The sequence below is a fragment of the Paraburkholderia sp. Cpub6 genome (assembly GCF_014201065.1).
In the GTDB taxonomy this organism is placed as follows: domain Bacteria; phylum Pseudomonadota; class Gammaproteobacteria; order Burkholderiales; family Burkholderiaceae; genus Paraburkholderia; species Paraburkholderia tuberum.
In genome coordinates this window covers 253,058-270,431 of record NZ_JACHDM010000003.1, presented here as the reverse complement: position 1 = coordinate 270,431, position 17,374 = coordinate 253,058, and the positions used below count along the sequence as shown (strand labels likewise).

Below are 17,374 nucleotides of genomic sequence, written 5' to 3'. Positions count from 1 at the left end.
GATTAAGCTTCTCTGAAATTCGTATCGCCATTGAACGCCTCGAGCGCATATGGAACAATGGACAGAGACTACATAGAGCAGGACATAACGTGCATCATGGCCTCTGACCAGCAGCGCCGCCGGACCGTGCTGCATTTCGCGCTCTATGGCGCGGAAGCGGACCAGCCCTGGGTCGACATGGTCCATTACGAACGCATTCCCCTGCGTGCCGGCCGTTTCGACTTCGACATCGAGCCGCACGTCCACGATGCGCTGATCCAGGTGCTCTACGTCACCGCCGGGGGCGGCGAGACCTTCATCGACGGCAAGACCTGGGCGGTCGTTGCGCCATGCCTGATCGTCGTGCCAGCGCGCTCGGTCCACGGCTTTCACTTCCGCAGCGACATCGACGGTCACGTCATCACCGCAGCGCAGTCCGCGCTGGAATCGCTGGCGATGACGGCCGCGCCCGAGCTGCTGGAATTCATCCGCACGCCGACCGTGCTGTCGATCGATCCCGACGTCGAGCGCGGCACACCTCTGGAGACCCTGTTTCAGTCGATCGGGCACGAGGCGGAGAGCCACGAGCGCTGGCAGTTCACCGCAGGCGCAGCACTGACGATCGCCCTGTTCGTCAAGATCGGGCGCCTCAGCGAGAGCGCGCGGCTTTCAGCCAGTTCCGAGCAGCGGACAATGGCCGCGCGGATCGAGCGGTTCCGCGCCCTGCTCGACCGACATTGCCGTGAGCGGCGGCCGGTCGCCAGCTATGCCGACGCGATGGGCGTGACCACCGGCCAGCTCTCCCGCATCTGCCGCGCTACGTTCGGGGTCTCGGCAATCGAGGCGATCGATGCACGCTCGATCCACGAGGCCAAGCGGCTGCTCGGCTATTCGACGCTCAGCGTGAAGCAGATCGCCAGTGAACTGGGCTTTCAGGACGAGGCCTATTTCGGTCGTTTCTTCCGCAAACAGACGGGACTCCGGCCAACCGAATATCGCTCCGCGGCCCACGATCGATCCTTGCCGCCAGAAAAGGCGAGAGCGGGCTGACTCGCCCTCGCGCCCTGATCCGCTTCAGGCCGACAACCCACCTAGCCTCACGAACAGGTGCTCCGGCCCGGAGTTGGTCAGATTGTTGCCCCGCACATACTGGATCGGCCTTGCCGGGTCGAGCGCAATAGCGCCAATCTTGCGGGCCAGAGCCTTCGTCGCGATCAGCGTCTCCAGCTTGGCGAGCGGCGCGCCAAGGCATTTGTGCATGCCGTTGCCGAAACCCAGATGGCCGCTGGAATCGCGGTCGATGTCGAACGTCTCCCCTTCGGCGAACTTGCGGCTGTCGCGGTTCGCAGCCGACAGCAGCAATCGCACCACCGCGCCCTTGGGGAGATCGACGCCCGCGATAGTGGTCGCCTCGGTGGTGATACGGCTCACGCGCTGGACGGTACCGCGATAGCGCGCCACCTCCTCGACGAACCGGTCAGCGTCGGCGGGGTTTTCGCGGATACGTCCGAGCAGATCCGGTTGCTCGGCAAACATGCGAAAAGCGTTGGCGACAAGGATAGTCGTCGTGTCGTGCCCGGCGATGAAGACGAACGCGCACAGCTCCTTCGCTTCCTTTTCCGAAAGCAGCCCGTCCTTCCACATGCGCGCGATATGTCCGCCGATCGACTGGCTGTCGGTGAGAGCGAGCCGCTCCAGCGCTTGCTTCAGGTAGGCGAAGAAAGCCTGCGCGCTCTGCTCGTCGGTGCCGGTCTTAGGCGCATTGCGGGCGAGGCGCCCGAAATAGCTAAAGGTCTCGTCCGACCAGAACTTCATCTTTTCCTCATCCTCGTTCGGCACGTCGATCATCGTGGAGATGGTCGAGATGCTGAGCGGGATGGCGAAATCGTTGACGACATCACCGCCGCCTTTGGCAATCATCGCGTCGAGGAGGTCCTCCGCCCTTTGCGCGATCTGATCGATAAAGGGATCGAGCGCCAAGGGCAGGAAGGACGGCTGGACGACCTTGCGTAACCGCGAATGGTCGGGTGCATCGAACAGCGTCAGGAACGTCAGCGGCGGCGGGCTGACGACCTCGGAAGAAAACAGCTTCGGGTTGCGGATCGCCTGGTAGACATCGTCATAGCGCGACAGGAACCACACGTCCGAAGTCGACGACTGGCAACGCAGCACTGGCGCACGCTCCCGCATCCAGCGGTAGTGCTCGTAAGGATCGCCTTGCGAGCCGTCATCGACCACCTTGAATGGCTCCAACCCCTCGGGCCAGTCCAGTTCGTGTGAATATGACGGAAGCGTGCTGCCCGCGAATGGGCAGACTTGCGGCGCGCTCTGCGGCACGGCAGACGGCAGAGCGGGGGCCGCCGCGGCCACGGGTGCCTTCTTGCCCGTCGCCATGCGCTCCAGCGCCCGGCTCATCGTGGCCTTGGAATGGAGCGCATGCAGCGCAATCACGTCCCGCGCCGCGTTCAGGTCGCCCAGTTCGAAGGCGGCGACAATGTCCCGGTGCTGCTGGACGATATCGCCGACGATCTCGATCTGGTCGGTCAGCGCGCGAGCGATGTAGTCCTGCACGGCCAGTTGCCGGTAGAGCGCGATCAACTGTGCGTTCCCGGAAGCTTCGATCGTGAACATGTGGAAGGCGTGGTTCGCCTCGATGTAGCGTGGAACGTCCGTAAAGTGCCGCCCGCGCACGAACGGCGCCGTCGCCTCGGCGAGCTGGCGGAAGGTGATCAATTGCTCGCTCGACAGCCGGCCCATGGTCAGCTGAGCCGCCCCCAGTTCGAGAGCCATGCGCAGGTCGAAGGCTTCATCGACATCGACAGGAGCGATGCGCTCCTCGCCGGTCTGGACCACCAGGCCTGTACCGGCGAACTTCTCATAATAGAAATTGCGCGGCGTCAGCCCTTCGGACGACAGAAAATCGCGTACCGCATCGACCATCGGCGGCGGGCCGCAGAGGTAGACATCCGCATCGCCACCGTTGAGCTGGGAAGCGCTGATGTGGTGGGTCACATAGCCCTTGTTGGAATAGGCACTGTCGGGGCTGGAGACGGTGCAGGCATAGGTGAAGTTCGGCAGGCGCTGCGCATAGGTTTCGAGCCGGTCGATGCCAACCAGATCCTCATCGGTGTTCACACCAAGGATCATGTGGATCGGATACGGGCTGCCGCCGTCCTCGACGATCTTGTCCAGCATCGAGAGGAACGGCGCGAGGCCCGTGCCACCCGCCAGAAACAGCACCGGCCGTTCAATGGCGCGCAGGTAGAAGCTTCCCATCGGGCCGCGAAACTCGATTGGGTCGCCTACTTTGGCGGTTTCGCAGAGCCAGGTCGACATCACCCCTTGACGCACATTGCGCACAAGAAAGGACACGTGCGGCTCGGACGGCCCCGAGCTGAAGGAGTAGGACCGTGTCTGGTCGGTGCCGGGCACCTGGACGTTGACATACTGCCCAGGCAGAAAGCGGAGATCCGCGCGGTTCTCGAGCTCGACCGAAAAGGCGATCGTGGTGTCCGACGCTCGTTGGCAGGCGACGATCCGTCCCTTGTGGGAGGAGGGGCCGGTACACGAGACATCGGAGTTCGTGGCGATCTGGATCATGCAGTCGGAACGTGGGCTCATCTGGCAGGTGAGAACCTTGCGGGCGCTCGCCTCCTCCGGGCTAAGCGCATCTTCCACGCAGTCGCCCAGAACGTACTCGCCGGACTTGCAGTCCGCCTTGCAGGTGCCACACACGCCATCACGGCAATCGAGTGGAATATTGATCTTCGCGCGAATGGCGGCGTCGGTGACGCGCTCGCCCTCCTCGCACTCGATGAAGCGGGTCACTCCGTCCTCAAAACGGAGGGTTATCTGATGGGCCATGGCGGTGTCTCCTCTAGAGCCGCCCGAAACTCCGCTCCGCTGGCGGTATGTTCGGGCGGGGTGGCGCGCGAGGTAGTTTTGTTTCTCGCAAGCGCCAGGTGGGCTTAATGGCGCCAATTTAGAGCCTGAGCCGCGTTCCCCTCAATGGACAGAGACGACGTTCACCCGGACAAAACGTGCATTGTGATGGATGCCGGATGCCCGTAGTAACCCGGACCTCACCTGCTTTCCGCGGCCAGAAAATACGCGTCGACCACATTAAATCCGTTGCGCTGCGGAGCCGAACTCATTCAGGCTAAACGACGCCTATCATCCAGATACCGCCCAGCGGCGCACGCGCAACAGGATGGGCGGGGACTCCCGTACTGAACGTGTTCGACAGTCGATCCCGGACCGGGAGGTCACATGTCATCGCTACGCGCAAACGATCTGCTCCATTCGAAGGAAGGGTTCCGCCTGCACGGCCCGGACCTGGACTGCTGGCGCCGCTGGGGGCCTTATCCGAGCGACCGGCAGTGGGGCACGGTTCGCGAAGACTGCAGCGACTACGGAACCGCATGGGAGCATTTCCCCCACGAGCATGCGCGCAGCCGCATGTACCGCTGGGGCGAGGACGGCATTGCCGGATTCGGCAACGATCCACTCGACTGGTGCGTGTCGCTCGCGCTCTGGAACGGGCACGACCCCATCCTGAAGGAGCGGCTGTTCGGCTTGACCAATGCGCAAGGCAATCACGGCGAGGACGTGAGCGAGCTTTACTTTTATGTCGATGGCACGCCGACGCACTCGAGACGACGACGCCCATGCGCTGCGTGTCGAGCGACAGATACTCGGTCAGGTACAGCGGCAGCATCGCGCCGAGCACGAACACGCCGGTCATCGCGCAGAACAGCGCGGCCATCGCGATCGGGATGTTGCGGCTCTTCAGCACGTCGCGCCAGTTGCCGCGTTCGGCCAGGCACCTGGGCCGCTTCGGCGTCGCTTGCGGCGAGGCTTTCGGTTCGCGAATCACGAAGAACATCAGCACGCCGAGAATCAGCCCCGGCACCGACACCAGCGCGAATACGCAGCGCCACGTGACCACGCTCAGCAGCTGCGTCGCGATGATCGGCGACAGCGCGAGGCCAAACAGCGCGAAGCCGCTTTGCTGCAGGCCGAGATTGAAGCCGCGGCGTTTCGGATGCGGTGCATCGGCGGTCGCGGCGAAACTGGTCGGGCAGAACGAGCCTTCGGCGACGCCCATCAGCGCGCGCACTGCGAGCAGGCTCATCAGGCAGCCAGCGAGCCCGGAGAAACCGGACAGCAGCGAGAACGCCAGAATGGCCGGAATCAGCACCTTGCGGCGCCCGATCTTGTCGGAGAGGCCGCCCATCAGCGCCGCGAAAATGCCCCACGACAAGCGCCGGGCCGCCGCCCGGCCAGCGTCCAGTGGACGCCGGTCCATTCGGAGCCGCTCGTGCTGCTCGTCAATGCGAACGTCGCTGAAGCGCCTGTGGTCGAGCTATTTCGCGCGCGGCGCTTTCTGCGTTTCAATCGGACGCAGCGCACCGGCGTGATCATCGACCGTGCGTTGCGCAAGCAACGCGTGAAGGTCAACGAGTTTCTCGAACTGAATTCGCTGGAAGGGATCGCCGAACTCGTGCGCCAAGGGATCGGTATTGCGGTGGTACCGCTGCTGCGCCGCTGCTCATGGACTCGCGATGACGCATTGCGCGTCGTGCCGCTGCCCGACGCTGGCGTGCGGCGCAACGTGGGGATGCTGGAGCGCGCGCAGCATGGAAAGATGAGCGTGACGGCGTCGATCGTTCGGCAGTTGAAGGAAGTGGTCTGAACACGTCAAACCCTCGAGCAACTGCTCTTGCCCCTCGCCAGATCTGCGTTGCGACGCCGAGCCGCATCGGAAACCGGGGATAACTAACCGCGCAGGCTCCCGGCCGGCTTGACAGTTAGTAGCGTTTTACAGCTGTCAGCCGAGCCGGGATAGTTGCTGCCATTCGCGCCCGATATACTCCGTTCACCCCTGAACGTCTTTCGGCCACGGGCGACCACTCGGACCATGAAAGCAACGGACCTCGAACAGCGGATCCTCAAACAATCGCTGCTTTGCACGGTGATGATCGCTGGACTCGGCATCGCGGCCGGGATTCTGAGCGGCTCGCTGGCGATCATCTTCGACGGCATGTTCTCGGCTCTCGACGCCGCGATGTGCAGCCTGTCGCTGCTCGTCACCCGCCTGCTTCGGCAGGAGAGCAGTCGGCGCTTCCAGCACGGCTTCTGGCACATCGAGCCGCTCGTGCTCGTGTTCAACGGCAGTCTGCTGTCGGTGCTGTGCTTTTACGCTTTCATCAACGCGGTCAAAGGCCTGCTCGACGGCGGCCACGAGCTCGAGTTCGGCTGGGGTGTCTTCTACGCAGTGGTGGTTGCCACGTTCGCCTTCGTCATGTTCTTGCGCGAGCGGCGCGTGAATCGCGCGATCGACTCCGAACTGATAGGGCTCGACATCAAGAACTGGCTGATGTCGGCGTGCGTCAGCGCGGCGCTGTTGCTGGCGTTTTCGATTGCATGGCTGCTCGAACGAATCGGGCACGGCCACCTGACACCGTACATCGACCCCGGCGTGCTCGCACTACTGACGCTCGTTCTGATCCCGATGCCGATCGGAACCGTGATCGGCGCGGTCAAGGAAGTGTTGCTGATCACGCCGCCGGATCTGGAGCGCGAGCTGCGCGACCTGATGCAACAACTGACCGCCGACTACGGCTTCGTCAAGCACTCGCACTACGCGACGCGCGTCGGCCGCGGCCTGTTCGTCGAGGTGCATGTCGTGTTGCCCGAGGCGATGGAGCACGCCGGCGTCCGCCAACTCGATCAGATCCGCGACAGGATCTCGCGCGCAATCGGCGAATCGGGCCCGGACCGCTGGCTGACCGTGGCGTTCACGCGCGACCCGCGCTGGTTGTAACTTTCGCGGCTAGTCCTCGAACGGGTTGCCGGTGTCCTTCACTTCGGTACTGAGGTTGTATTCCGCACGCATCGCCTTGAGTACGCCCTCGATGTCGCGCTCGAAGCCAATCGCGTTACCGAAGTGGGTCATGTTCCAGTTGCAGCCTGTCTTGTCGGCCTCTTGCAATTGCGGCCGCGGCACGCGAATCTTCACGCCATCCTCGACGATTTCCTGCAGTCGATGGATTCGCCGATTGACCTCCTGCTGAAGCTGCGAGGCATTAAGCGTCTTGCGTATCATCCAGGTCTCCTCCCGGTTGCTCGAGCCAGTCTAACGCAAGTGAGGCGATTCGCGACCTGGCGCTGAAATGCGAAGTGCCAGCGAGAAAGCAGGCGTATTGGTTCGTTGGGGGGTGTCAGCCAGCGCCGACGCGCGCGAAAGTCTGGCGGCTTCAGACGACGATGGTTGTGCGTCGCAGCACACATTCGTTCGCTTTCTCTGTCGCCGGCCTGGATTGTTTCCCCGATAGCCAGACATACGGATTACGAGGAACATAGGCATGCGCCAAAAGTTGCCAACGTGTAAAACCGGTGGGGGTAAGCATGGGACAACTCGACTTCAGTACCTTCGAGCACGAAGGTTGGGAGCGGGTCGCGCAGGCCTATCATGAGTATTTCGGTGATTTGACCGCCCAGTCGAACCAGGCCATGCTCGAGACCCTCTGCGTTCGGCGGGGAGCCCGTTTTCTCGACGTCGCCTGCGGCCCGGGCTACCTCGCGGCGGCCGCCGCGCGCAGCGGCGCGGATGTCGCCGGCGTGGATTTCTCGCTCGCGATGGTCGACAAGGCGAGACGCGTCTTTCCGGCACTTGAGTTCCGCGTCGGCGACGCGGAGGATTTGCCATTTCCCGACGCAAGCTTCTCGGCGGTGGGGATCAGCTTCGGAATCTTGCACTTTCCGCACCCCGAGCGCGCACTCGCGGAGGCGTTTCGTGTACTGCAACCTGACGGCAGAATCGCCTTCACGGTATGGGCGACACCGAACAAGGCGGTTGGCTTCGGCATGGTGCTGAAGGCGATCGAGGAGCACGGGACGACCGACGTACCCGTCCCGCCGGGACCACCCTTCTTCCGATTCAGCGATTGGGAGGAATCGAAGCGCATGTTGCTCGATGCCGGGTTCGTCCAACCGGAGGTGCGGGAGTTGGACCTCACGCTCGTGCTTCGTGCTCCCAATACCCCTTTTCATGCCCTGTTACGTGGTGGCGTGCGGATGTCCGCGTTGCTGCACGCGCAGACGCCTGCCGCGCTAGCGTCGATTGAACGGGCCGTCGCACACGACGCGGAGGCGTATCGTAGCGATACCGGGGACCTGCGGCTGCCGATGAGCTGTGTCCTGGCTTCCGCACTCAAGCCTTAGGGTGCGCGGGTTGACTCAACTCAACTAGACCGTCGCGGCGAGCCTGAATTCATCGAACCTGGCTACTGGTGGCGATAGTTCCTGGACTTCCAGACGGTCCACCAGAGCTGCATGCGCACCGTCGATCAGCCAATCGCAGATTCGCTCGAGTTCTTCGGCGTGTCCTTGCAACACGGCCTCGACCGAACCGTCCATCCGGTTGCGCACCCAACCCGTGATGCCTCGAGCCGTGGCCTCGTTGATGCAAGCCTGCCGGTAACCTACACCCTGCACGTGACCATATACCCTGACCAGTCTGGTCCGTAAATCGGTATCGAACTGTGGCGTCATGATGCACGTAACTCCAGGCCGGATAAGACGCAGCGCAGTTGCCTCTGGCCGCTGTCGCTGTCAGTCCGCAAACAAAAGCTCTGCTCGATACGAATCGCGAATTCGACAGTCAACCTCCGCGCACCTCGTCGCTTTCGCCTGCCGAGTCTGTCGCCTCCCAATCCGCCGTAGCCGTTGCTGCTGGCGTCACCGGCTTGATACGTGTCCACCACGCGGTATTTGCCGGTGCATGGAAGCGGAACTGCGTGCTCCATGCCGCCCAGAACTCCCGCTGTGCGGCCTGGGACGTCGGGAGAACAAAACCTAACTGCTCAGCGAGTGCCGGCAGATAAAGGTCAAACGCTGATTTGACAACGTCGCCCCAGCTTCTTGCCTCAAGAATCGCAAGCCGATACGCAATTGCCGCAATGGCGGCCGCAATCGCAGCGTTCTGAAAAAGTTCCGCCAACAGGTAATTACCGGCCAGTCCGTCCGCAAGCCAGATGTCAATCGCTCGCACAACGGTAAAGATGGACGTAAAGGTACCCAGAGCGACGAGCCCGACCAGAAAGTCAACTGGAGCTCTCGCATCAGCAATGATTGCTTGATAGTCCTTTGGGATGACTCCAAGAAGACGCGGCCATACGAATATGCTGTCAACCTTATAGACTTCGCTCGAGTAACCCTCGAATGCACGCAACGTGTTCCCAAAGGCCGTAGGAAGAACGAGATTTTCATACCGGGGGAAATCACGGGCGTTCCGCTCCTGGTTGCGGTACAGCCTCGCCCTTACGGTGGCTCGGTTCGATTCAGCCTTTCTGTATTCCAATGATTCCTTTGAGGCTTTAAGCCGCTCGACTGTACTGTTCTCTGTAGCGAGTTCCGTACGGAGGCGTTCTATGAGGTCCAGCTGACGATTGCGGCGATTTCGCTCATCGCGCTTCCATGCCTCGCGATTGAATGGCCATTTGTATCCTTCGAGGACCTGATAAAACCAGTTGTTCAATACCAACAGGATCAGCGATAGGACCCATACGATGATGAGGAAAGAGAACAGGCTTCCAACCTTGTCGCTGTCCGAGGTCGCTTTCTGTAGCAAATCGCAAAATGCCGGGATATCGGCGTTTGCCGCGAGAAAGCCTGTAAAGCCAAGCAGGGCCGGCAAAAAGAAGCCGAGGATAAATGCTTTGTCCAGCAGTTTCGATAGGCCCGAGAGCATCGGAGATTATCCCTTGGCAAGTTCAGCGACGCACTGGCGGTGGGTTGTCGTCATCTGGGTCCTGCTGCGACTGTCCCGGAAGACCTCCGAATTGAAGAGCCCGGTGAACGGCATTCAAATCGATGCTTGCCAGTTTGCTCGGAGGCGTTGCTGAGCCGGAGTCGTCTACAAGATGTTGATAGAGGAAATCGACAACCGCACTGAGGGCATTGAGGGCGCTCGCGTAATCTCGTGCAATTGCCAGGTCGTGGACTTCTACGGCCCGCCTCATCACCAATTCGCGTAGTGGTTCCGGTGCTGATTCGTATTGGCGAGCAAACGCGGCGTTCCGTTTGATCTCTTCAAGCCGGTCGATCGCTATTGAGGCACTGCGGCGGCTCTGCCCCCTGGGTACATGCGTGGCGCTGCGCCCGACCACTTTTGTCAGCAATTCGACGATTTCACGAGATGAGTTTTCTTTCATCCTGGCTCTCCAAGGGGAAAACACACTCGCCTCCCCGGCCCCGCCCGGTCGTCAATGCTCGAACCGTTACTCGATGTTAGTACAGCTGTTCGGTAGGAGGAAACAGTATATCGGTGCGCACGCCGCAGAAGTGTCACGTGGACTTCGCAACAAGTGAACTATCGCGGGTTCCTCGCTGCCTCGCACATACGGTTGGCCAAGCGAGCGGCACAGGACAATCCCTGAACGCTTGCCGGACAATGTTCAGGAACATGCGGGCGCAATTCTCCGCAGCGAAATGTTGGTTTCGGACCGTCGCTGCGCGGTCAAAGTGTAGGGCGAGTCCCACCACCGAGTCCACGTCGCCACTGTCACGCGAGCATTCAACGCCTACGCAGCCCGTTAGCGGCATGCTTGCCTGACAGCCCCTCCGTCGGCACGGTCTTTGCATCCAGAAACTGCGTCAACCGGAGATAGCCATGATGCGATGTTTTGCGGACTTCGCTCCCAGGCAAGCGCTGCGCGGCAGTGCAGCCGTACTTGCTGCCACCTTACTCCTAACAGCATGCGGGACGGGAATGGCGGCATTCGCCGGACTGCTTCCGAAATCCGACGGGGTAGCGACCGCAGTGACCGCTACGCCGTTGGTCGAACTGCAGACCACGATGACGAATCTAATCGAATCCGGTTACGAGGACATTTCCGCAGTTGCTGACTAAGCTCGCCCGCAAGCTCGGCGGTGGCGCGCCGCGCCACGTGATATCACTGTCGGAACCGACTTCACCGTTCATCAGGTGATGAACACGGTTCGTCTTCAACTCTGTTCTCTGCCATTAGGTATGCTTCTCTCTGTGTCTTGCGCCCGCCGCGAAGCACGGCCACCAAACACCGGCACAGTCGCTTGCGCACGACCCAATGATCGGTCCGACAGGTACCGTTACGTCACCAGCGGGCAGGCACGGTCGCATTGATTGCGTTCGAGCAATCCCCAACACCTGGCGGGCCACCGCGTACTGCACGAACATAGGAGCGAAACGTGGCAAGTATTGACTTCGAGAACCTCCGGCAGTTGTTTCCAGTCACCGACGATATTCCCGAGACCGCCCGCCTCGCGGAGCCGATTCATCAGCGCGTCTCGCTCGTCGATGGAGAACTGAAGGCATGGGATGGCGCCTGCAAGAGCGTGCAGTCGCCAGTCTGCGTGCGACAAGCCTCCGGCGACGCTGAACAGGTCGTAATTGGCAGTTATCCGGTCATGGGCGAGGTCGAGAGCGATGCCGCGCTGAACGCGGCCGTGCGAGCCTACGATCACGGCCGCGGTGAGTGGCCAACGATGACAGTCGCGCAGCGCATCGGCTGCATGCAAGACTTCATTCGTCTCATGGCGGCCAGGCGCCATGAGATTGTGAATCTGATCATGTGGGAAATCGGCAAGAGCCTTGCCGATTCGCAGAAGGAGTTCGACCGCACCATCAGCTATATGCAAGACACTATCTCGGCGCTCAAGGAGCTAGACAATAGCAACTCGCGCTTTGTCATCGCCGAGGGCACCATCGGCCAGATTCGCCGCACCCCGCTGGGCGTCGTGCTGTGCATGGGGCCTTACAACTATCCGCTGAACGAAACGTTCGCGACGCTCATTCCCGCATTGCTGATGGGCAACACCGTCGTGTTCAAGCCGCCCCAATATGGCACGCTGCTGTTCTTTCCACTGCTCGAGGCTTTCCGCTCTGCTTTCCCGAAAGGCGTCGTCAACACGATTTATGCACCGGGTGCGGTGGTGGTGCCACACATGCTCGCCTCAGGAAAGATCGACGTGCTTGCCCTCATCGGCTCAAGCAAGGTTGCAGACCACCTGAAAAAACAGCACCCAAAGTCGCATCGGCTACGCGCCGTTCTCGGCCTTGACGCCAAAAACGCCGCGATTGTGTTGGCTGACGCCGACATAGACCTCGCCGTGAAGGAATGTCTGCTCGGTACGTTGTCGTTCAATGGTCAACGGTGCACAGCGCTCAAGATATTGATGGTGCACCGCTCGATCGCCGATACGTTTCTTCAGCGCTTTAACGCAGCGCTCAAAAATCTCAAGGTCGGCATGCCGTGGGAACAGGGTGTGTCCATTACACCGCTGCCGGGGATGCATCGCACGGCCTACATGACTCAGGCAATTGACGATGCGAAAGCGAAAGGCGCGGCGGTCGTGAACGAAGGTGGTGGCGTGTTCTGCAAAACTCTTTTCTATCCGGCCGTGGTGTACCCCGTGAAGGAAGGGATGATGCTCTATCGTGAGGAGCAGTTCGGACCGATCATCCCAGTCGTGCCGTTCGATGACATCGATACACCACTCGAGTATGTCATCACTTCGGACCACGGTCAGCAGGTCAGCATTTTCGGCACCGACGCTGCCCAAATTGGCTCGCTGGTCGACCCGCTCGTCAATCAGGTGTGCCGCGTCAATCTCAACAGCCAGTGCCAGCGAGGCCCAGACGTCTTTCCGTTTGCCGGCCGCAAGGATTCTGCGGAAGGTACGCTATCGGTCACCGATGCGTTGCGCGCGTTCTCGATTCGCTCCATGGTCGCGGCCAGGGAGACCGACCTGAACAAGACGCTGCTCGATACGATGGTCACGAATCATCACTCGAAGTTCGTGAACACCGGTTTTATCTTTTAGCGGCTCGATGGGTATCGAGCTCGAGTCCCGGTGCGGAGATTCAGCGCGCGATGCCGTAAAGGTCAGCGCATCGTGCGCATGGTTGAGTGAAAGGGTCCATTCGTCAGTTGGGGCGATTTCGCACGACGTCCGGCCAGTCGATGCCCGTAGAAAAGCATAGGTTTAAAAGCGACGAATATTTGCGACGTCCTATGGCGCTGCTTCATGCATCGACCCAACGCTTTTCCCTGGTGCAGGATGCGCGGAGCGGGTCACTGCGGGTCCGGATTAGCCAAGCCCGCTTGCTCGATAATCTGCTCGTATTGTTCCACACCGACTACGGCTCGGTACTCCTGCATCAGCCGGATGAGCGCCTGCGACGCCCTGGAAATCACACCGTAGACTTCCAGCTGCTCGGCGTGCACCAGCGCCTGCCCCAAAGTCATGGCCACGTCAGTCGCCTTATTGCAGTTGAACAGCGAGCAAGTCGTTGGCGAACGCGGGTCGGGCGGAGGCGAACTCCATCAGGTCGAGGAAGCCCTCGCTGACCGCAAACTCATGCAGCGCATCATCGCCGCTGTCAGCTTTGATGCGACCGTAGCTTTCGACCATTTTCAGGTCGGTAATCAAGTACATCATCTCAACCTCTTTCTGTCTGGGAATGCCCCGAGTTGTCGCGCTCATACCTCGACGGAAAGAATGCGCCCCGTCGGGCCGTTGTCGTCTCATGCTTCGGTCCGAAGAGTACGTAGCGTGGCTTAATTCAAGCTTAAACAATGCCAACGATGAGAACGCCTCGCCGCAACGGAGATTCGGCGGCGCCCAATCGGAAAACCTCGCGGAATAGCATTCAATCCGTCGCGAAGCGGTTGAACACTGGACGGTCGTTTGGCGGGGAGAATGAAGTGCCATCGGGTCACTTGCTCGATGGCGGAGCAAGCGGCTGTTATTGGATGTCAGTCCGCAATCTCCGGCTCGACCAGCTTCGCCAGTTGCGCGAGCGACTCCTGCCAGCCGAGGTAACACATCTCGACCGGAATCATCTCGGGGATGCCTTCCTGCACGATGTTCAGTTCGGTCCCGCACGACACCTGCCGCAACGAAACGGTCGTGTGCATCTGACCGGGCAGATTCGGGTCGTCGAAATGGTCCGAATAGCGGATCTTTTCGAACGGCACCAGTTCGACGTACTCGCCGCCGAACGAGTGCCCCTTGCCTGAGCCGAAGTTATGAAACGACATCCTGTAGGTGCCGCCGACGCGCGCATCCATCTGATGCACGTCGCAGGTGAAGCCATACGGCGGTAGCCATTTCGCCATCGCGGCGGGTTCGAGGAATGCGCGATAGATACGCTCGGGCGTCGTGCGCAAAACACGGTGGAATTTGACGGTTCCGGTAGCCATGATGAGTGTGCCTTTAACTGGAGGGGTTGGACATACTGTCACGACGCGCCCGCGTTGCGGGAATCGACACGCACGAGACCAGGCAAAACCCGTAGACGGTTGACACTCGTTTAACAGGTATATCGCCCCATACGGACTGCGTTGCGGTCGAAGCGTCCCCGGTCGCCATAGCGTCCCCGTCCTTTTTAGAGGATCGATGATTGCAACGCATCAGGGACCGCCGGCCTACGCCGGCCATTGAAGTCCGGATGCATGGCTGCAATCGTTACCTTCAATCCGTTACAGCAGGGACTTCAGGCGGCGAGTTTCTGCTGAACCGGTTGATCGTCTTTCACCGGTTCGCCATCCCTGAAGGCAATGCCTTCCAGCAACAGCTTGATCTTTTCGGGCCCGTTGACGCGGCGCCAGGTTTTCTCGGCTTCCTCGATCAGCTTGAATGCCAGACCAAGGAAGGTTGGTCGCGACACACAGTTGCGCGTGCGGGTCGTACGGTGTCGCACCGTCGCGAACGTCGACTCAATCGCATTCGTGGTTTGCAAATGCTGCCAGTGCTCAGCCGGGAAGTCGTAAAACGCCAGCAGGCTTTCCCGGTCCTTCTTCAACGTTTCCGTTGCCTTCGGATATTTCGCCGCGTAGACCGTCACGAAACGATCAAACGCGCCTTCCATTCGCCATTCGAGGTCTTTGCCGCAACACTTGCTTCAGCAGCTCAACCTCAAGGCTCTAAACATTAAATCCGCCGTTGCGCTTCGACCTTGAAACCGCCGTTTACGTACGGCCATAAAACATAATTCGTATTACGTTTAGGCAATACCCACTGCATGATGGCCGAAACTGACGGTGTGATGCGCCCCCGAGAGCATTTATGTCCCACTATCCTCATCGTCATGGCAGCGTTGTGCAGCCCAGCATTCGAAGAACCTCCACATCTCGAATCGGGGAAAAAGATGCAAACGTTCGATGTGTTGACTTATGTTGCTCATACCTTGCGTGCGGGAGAGCGCGTAGCTGTTGCCTCTATTCTCTGCGTCGCCGTCGAGATAATGCTGCCGTATGGCAAGGTGTCGTTTGCATCACGCGCGCGCGGCATTCTGTTTCACATTTGTTATCTGTTTATAGGTGGGCTTTTCTTCGAACTTTATCATTCTGTGATCGTCGCACTGCATATCCAACCGCTTTTCTCGATATCGCTTGACGGCGTATTGGATTCGCCGCGGCCAGTCTGGCGCGCCACCGGCATCGCCCTCGCTATCGCTGGGGCGATACTGATTGGTGATTTGCTGTACTACTGGTTCCATCGCGCGCAGCATACGTTCGGTTTCTTATGGCGGTTCCACCAGGTCCACCATTCGATTCGCGAGATGAATGTGTGGAACTGCAATATGCATGTATCGGAGGAGTTGCTCCGTCCCCTCGTTGTCACGCTTCCAATGGCACTACTGATCGACTTCCATCCTCCATTCCTATGGTCGTTGATTGGCATGGTGATACTCATTCAGGGCACCTTCGAGCACGCCGATACACGCATCAGCTTTGGCCCGATTTCCTATCTGTTCCCAGACAATCGATTTCATCGAATTCATCATTCAGTCGAGTTGCGCCATTACAACCGAAATTTCGCTGCAGTCGTGACCTTATGGGACGTATTGTTTGGGACCGCACACTTCCCGAAGAAAGGCGAATGGCCCGAGGTCGGTCTTGACTACACTGATGAACCTGACGGTCTGGTTGATTATCTGCTGATGCCATTCACCGTCACGCTACCCGCCACCGCTGTACAAGACCCATCCCAACGGAGGACGGAGTGATGTCCCCACTCGCAACGACACTCGGATCGCGGCTTGCCGATGCGAAAAACAGGCCATCGGGTTTCGACTACATGCGTCTCGTGCTCGCCGTCCTCGTGGTCGCGAGCCACACCATTAACGTCTGTTATGGTCACAAGTTCACTCAAGCGGTATGGTCCGGGCCTGCACGAGCACCGCTCGCGCTAATTTTGCCAATGTTCTTCGCTCTGAGCGGTTTCCTGGTTGCTGGCAGCTTCGAACGTTGCCGCACGATCGTTTCCTTCTGCGGGCTGCGGGTACTGCGGCTGTTACCCGCATTGGCGGTCGACACGCTGATCGCCGCATTGCTGATCGGGCCGTTCTTTACCACGCTTCCACTTCATCAATATTTCACTGATCCCGAGTTCCGGGCGTACTTCCTGAACATTCTCGGAGACGTCCATTTCGCGCTGCCAGGTATGTTCGCCAACAATCCTTGGCCGGATGCAATCAATCAGCAATTGTGGACGTTACCGTTCGAACTAGCCTGTTACGTCGCATTGACTATTGCGTCGTATGCCGGCATGGCACAACGACCGCATCTGTTACTCGCCGCATCGATTGGTGCGAACGTCTTACTCGTTGCGCTTGCGCACCGTTCCGGTTCGGCTGATACGACCGTACACGGACCGATGCTCGTTCTCTGTTTCTTCTATGGCGTTTGCGCGTACCAGTTCCGCAACCGGATCGTCTGGAGTTCATGGCTCTGTGTGCTATCTGGCCTCGTCGCAGTGATTTGCCTATCCGTTCGCGGCGCGGATTACTTCGCGGCGCTGCCCGCCGCCTATCTGACCGTCTTTCTCGGACTCACGCAACCAAGACGCCACCGCTTTGTCGCAAGCGGTGACTACTCATACGGCATCTTTCTTTACGGTTTCCCGATACAGCAAACTGTGGCCGCGATGCTTGCCCCGGCCGCCCTCACCTGGTACGTTCATTTTCCGATTTCCCTCGCCCTCACACTTCTCTTTGCAATGATGTCGTGGCACGGCGTCGAAAAGCGTGCCCTGAAACTGCGTGGCTTGCTAGACCGTATCGAAACCGGTGCGTTGCATATCGCCGCCGCCGTGCCGGGGGGGCGATATCTCGTACCGGCGCCCGCGGTCCGAATCACGAAGTCGCCGACCCTCGAATGATCGTCAGAAGGCGGGGAAAGGCAGCCGCAGAGATTCAATCTCGCGCAATTCGTAGCGGCGCTGCGGTGCGTCTTTGCTCATCAAGGTCAGATGCGGAGCAGCAAAATACCACTCTTCATCCAATACATCCGTTGGGTAGGGCCCGCGTTTTTTCATGCCGCCAGGATACCAGGTCTGGCGCGAA

The 17,374-nt window shown here is 60.1% G+C and carries 15 protein-coding genes and 4 pseudogenes; 8 read left to right on the top strand and 11 right to left on the bottom strand.

Annotation, left to right across the window (positions count from 1 at the left end):
• Window positions 1-96: 96 nt before the first annotated feature.
• Window positions 97-1,029 carry a helix-turn-helix domain-containing protein gene (locus tag HDG33_RS08085; protein WP_184024278.1) on the top strand — a complete coding sequence of 311 codons (933 nt, stop codon included), beginning with the start codon at window positions 97-99 and terminating at the stop codon, window positions 1,027-1,029.
• A 24-nt stretch (window positions 1,030-1,053) separates the two neighbouring features.
• Here the strand turns inward: HDG33_RS08085 and benC are convergent, their stop codons facing one another.
• A complete protein-coding gene (gene benC / locus HDG33_RS08080; protein ID WP_184023776.1) occupies window positions 1,054-3,843 on the bottom strand; it encodes a benzoate 1,2-dioxygenase electron transfer component BenC in 2,790 nt (929 codons plus the stop codon).
• A gap of 405 nt (window positions 3,844-4,248) precedes the next feature.
• On the opposite strand from benC, the pseudogene HDG33_RS38025 reads away from it, so the two are divergent.
• Window positions 4,249-4,632, top strand: a pseudogene (locus tag HDG33_RS38025) (glucosidase); the annotation flags it as partial.
• On the opposite strand, the pseudogene HDG33_RS38020 reads toward HDG33_RS38025, so the two are convergent.
• A pseudogene (locus HDG33_RS38020) lies at window positions 4,628-5,242 on the bottom strand (MFS transporter); the annotation flags it as partial. The pseudogenes HDG33_RS38025 and HDG33_RS38020 sit on opposite strands and share 5 nt — an antisense overlap.
• A gap of 57 nt (window positions 5,243-5,299) precedes the next feature.
• Between HDG33_RS38020 and HDG33_RS08070 the strand changes: the two are divergent.
• Both HDG33_RS08070 and HDG33_RS08065 read left to right on the top strand, forming a co-directional pair.
• Window positions 5,300-5,674, top strand: a complete 375-nt coding sequence (locus HDG33_RS08070; RefSeq protein WP_311548229.1) for a LysR substrate-binding domain-containing protein — start codon at window positions 5,300-5,302, stop codon at window positions 5,672-5,674.
• A 225-nt stretch (window positions 5,675-5,899) separates the two neighbouring features.
• Window positions 5,900-6,805, top strand: coding sequence for a cation diffusion facilitator family transporter (locus HDG33_RS08065; RefSeq protein ID WP_184023762.1), 906 nt, complete (start codon window positions 5,900-5,902; stop codon window positions 6,803-6,805).
• A 9-nt stretch (window positions 6,806-6,814) separates the two neighbouring features.
• Here HDG33_RS08065 and HDG33_RS08060 read toward each other — a convergent pair whose 3' ends face one another.
• On the bottom strand, window positions 6,815-7,087 hold the full coding sequence (locus tag HDG33_RS08060) for a hypothetical protein (protein ID WP_184023759.1): 273 nt from the start codon (window positions 7,085-7,087) through the stop codon (window positions 6,815-6,817).
• A 302-nt stretch (window positions 7,088-7,389) separates the two neighbouring features.
• Here HDG33_RS08060 and HDG33_RS08055 point away from each other — a divergent pair, with 302 nt between their 5' ends.
• On the top strand, window positions 7,390-8,205 hold the full coding sequence (locus HDG33_RS08055; RefSeq protein WP_184023756.1) for a class I SAM-dependent methyltransferase: 816 nt from the start codon (window positions 7,390-7,392) through the stop codon (window positions 8,203-8,205).
• A 24-nt stretch (window positions 8,206-8,229) separates the two neighbouring features.
• Here HDG33_RS08055 and HDG33_RS08050 read toward each other — a convergent pair whose 3' ends face one another.
• The 3 genes from HDG33_RS08050 to HDG33_RS08040 all read right to left on the bottom strand — a co-directional run bounded on the left by HDG33_RS08050 (window position 8,230) and on the right by HDG33_RS08040 (window position 10,196).
• Complete coding sequence (locus HDG33_RS08050) at window positions 8,230-8,535, bottom strand: acylphosphatase (RefSeq protein WP_184023753.1); 306 nt, start codon at window positions 8,533-8,535, stop codon at window positions 8,230-8,232.
• 109 nt (window positions 8,536-8,644) lie between these two features.
• The gene (locus tag HDG33_RS08045) at window positions 8,645-9,733 is read right to left on the bottom strand and encodes a hypothetical protein (RefSeq protein ID WP_184023750.1); all 1,089 of its coding nucleotides are present in this window, start codon (window positions 9,731-9,733) and stop codon (window positions 8,645-8,647) included.
• 22 nt (window positions 9,734-9,755) lie between these two features.
• The gene (locus HDG33_RS08040) at window positions 9,756-10,196 is read right to left on the bottom strand and encodes a hypothetical protein (protein ID WP_184023748.1); all 441 of its coding nucleotides are present in this window, start codon (window positions 10,194-10,196) and stop codon (window positions 9,756-9,758) included.
• Between the two features lie 1,015 nt (window positions 10,197-11,211).
• Here HDG33_RS08040 and HDG33_RS08035 point away from each other — a divergent pair.
• Window positions 11,212-12,846, top strand: coding sequence for an NADP-dependent glyceraldehyde-3-phosphate dehydrogenase (locus HDG33_RS08035; protein ID WP_311548228.1), 1,635 nt, complete (start codon window positions 11,212-11,214; stop codon window positions 12,844-12,846).
• Between the two features lie 251 nt (window positions 12,847-13,097).
• Here the strand turns inward: HDG33_RS08035 and HDG33_RS08030 are convergent, their stop codons facing one another.
• From HDG33_RS08030 to HDG33_RS08015, 4 genes and pseudogenes are all read right to left on the bottom strand, one after another.
• Window positions 13,098-13,277, bottom strand: coding sequence for a hypothetical protein (locus HDG33_RS08030; RefSeq protein ID WP_184023746.1), 180 nt, complete (start codon window positions 13,275-13,277; stop codon window positions 13,098-13,100).
• 10 nt (window positions 13,278-13,287) lie between these two features.
• Complete coding sequence (locus HDG33_RS08025) at window positions 13,288-13,464, bottom strand: hypothetical protein (RefSeq protein ID WP_184005448.1); 177 nt, start codon at window positions 13,462-13,464, stop codon at window positions 13,288-13,290.
• Window positions 13,465-13,781: 317 nt separating this feature from the next.
• Window positions 13,782-14,228: an SRPBCC family protein gene (locus HDG33_RS08020; RefSeq protein ID WP_184023744.1), complete on the bottom strand. Its 447-nt coding sequence runs from the start codon at window positions 14,226-14,228 to the stop codon at window positions 13,782-13,784.
• 293 nt (window positions 14,229-14,521) lie between these two features.
• Window positions 14,522-14,887: pseudogene (locus HDG33_RS08015) on the bottom strand (transposase); the annotation flags it as partial.
• A 162-nt stretch (window positions 14,888-15,049) separates the two neighbouring features.
• Between HDG33_RS08015 and HDG33_RS08010 the strand changes: the two are divergent.
• Window positions 15,050-16,036 (top strand): sterol desaturase family protein, encoded by a 987-nt coding sequence (locus tag HDG33_RS08010; RefSeq protein WP_260330359.1) that lies wholly within the window; start codon window positions 15,050-15,052, stop codon window positions 16,034-16,036.
• Window positions 16,036-17,190, top strand: a complete 1,155-nt coding sequence (locus HDG33_RS08005) for an acyltransferase (protein ID WP_184023742.1) — start codon at window positions 16,036-16,038, stop codon at window positions 17,188-17,190. The genes HDG33_RS08010 and HDG33_RS08005 overlap by 1 nt, the downstream gene beginning before the upstream one ends.
• A gap of 36 nt (window positions 17,191-17,226) precedes the next feature.
• On the opposite strand, the pseudogene HDG33_RS08000 reads toward HDG33_RS08005, so the two are convergent.
• Window positions 17,227-17,346, bottom strand: a pseudogene (locus HDG33_RS08000) (IS5/IS1182 family transposase); the annotation flags it as partial.
• Window positions 17,347-17,374 lie beyond the last annotated feature (28 nt).

What these genes read in the sequence shown, in the direction of transcription:
- HDG33_RS08045 (WP_184023750.1), bottom strand. Translation starts at nt 9,733, where the DNA reads ATGCTCTCGGGCCTATCGAAACTGCTGGACAAAGCATTTATCCTCGGC.
- HDG33_RS08060 (WP_184023759.1), bottom strand. Translation starts at nt 7,087, where the DNA reads ATGATACGCAAGACGCTTAATGCCTCGCAGCTTCAGCAGGAGGTCAAT.
- HDG33_RS08010 (WP_260330359.1), top strand. Translation starts at nt 15,050, where the DNA reads ATGATGGCCGAAACTGACGGTGTGATGCGCCCCCGAGAGCATTTATGT.
- benC (WP_184023776.1), bottom strand. Translation starts at nt 3,843, where the DNA reads ATGGCCCATCAGATAACCCTCCGTTTTGAGGACGGAGTGACCCGCTTC.
- HDG33_RS08050 (WP_184023753.1), bottom strand. Translation starts at nt 8,535, where the DNA reads ATGACGCCACAGTTCGATACCGATTTACGGACCAGACTGGTCAGGGTA.
- HDG33_RS08065 (WP_184023762.1), top strand. Translation starts at nt 5,900, where the DNA reads ATGAAAGCAACGGACCTCGAACAGCGGATCCTCAAACAATCGCTGCTT.
- HDG33_RS08055 (WP_184023756.1), top strand. Translation starts at nt 7,390, where the DNA reads ATGGGACAACTCGACTTCAGTACCTTCGAGCACGAAGGTTGGGAGCGG.
- HDG33_RS08020 (WP_184023744.1), bottom strand. Translation starts at nt 14,228, where the DNA reads ATGGCTACCGGAACCGTCAAATTCCACCGTGTTTTGCGCACGACGCCC.
- HDG33_RS08085 (WP_184024278.1), top strand. Translation starts at nt 97, where the DNA reads ATGGCCTCTGACCAGCAGCGCCGCCGGACCGTGCTGCATTTCGCGCTC.
- HDG33_RS08005 (WP_184023742.1), top strand. Translation starts at nt 16,036, where the DNA reads ATGTCCCCACTCGCAACGACACTCGGATCGCGGCTTGCCGATGCGAAA.
- HDG33_RS08025 (WP_184005448.1), bottom strand. Translation starts at nt 13,464, where the DNA reads ATGATGTACTTGATTACCGACCTGAAAATGGTCGAAAGCTACGGTCGC.
- HDG33_RS08040 (WP_184023748.1), bottom strand. Translation starts at nt 10,196, where the DNA reads ATGAAAGAAAACTCATCTCGTGAAATCGTCGAATTGCTGACAAAAGTG.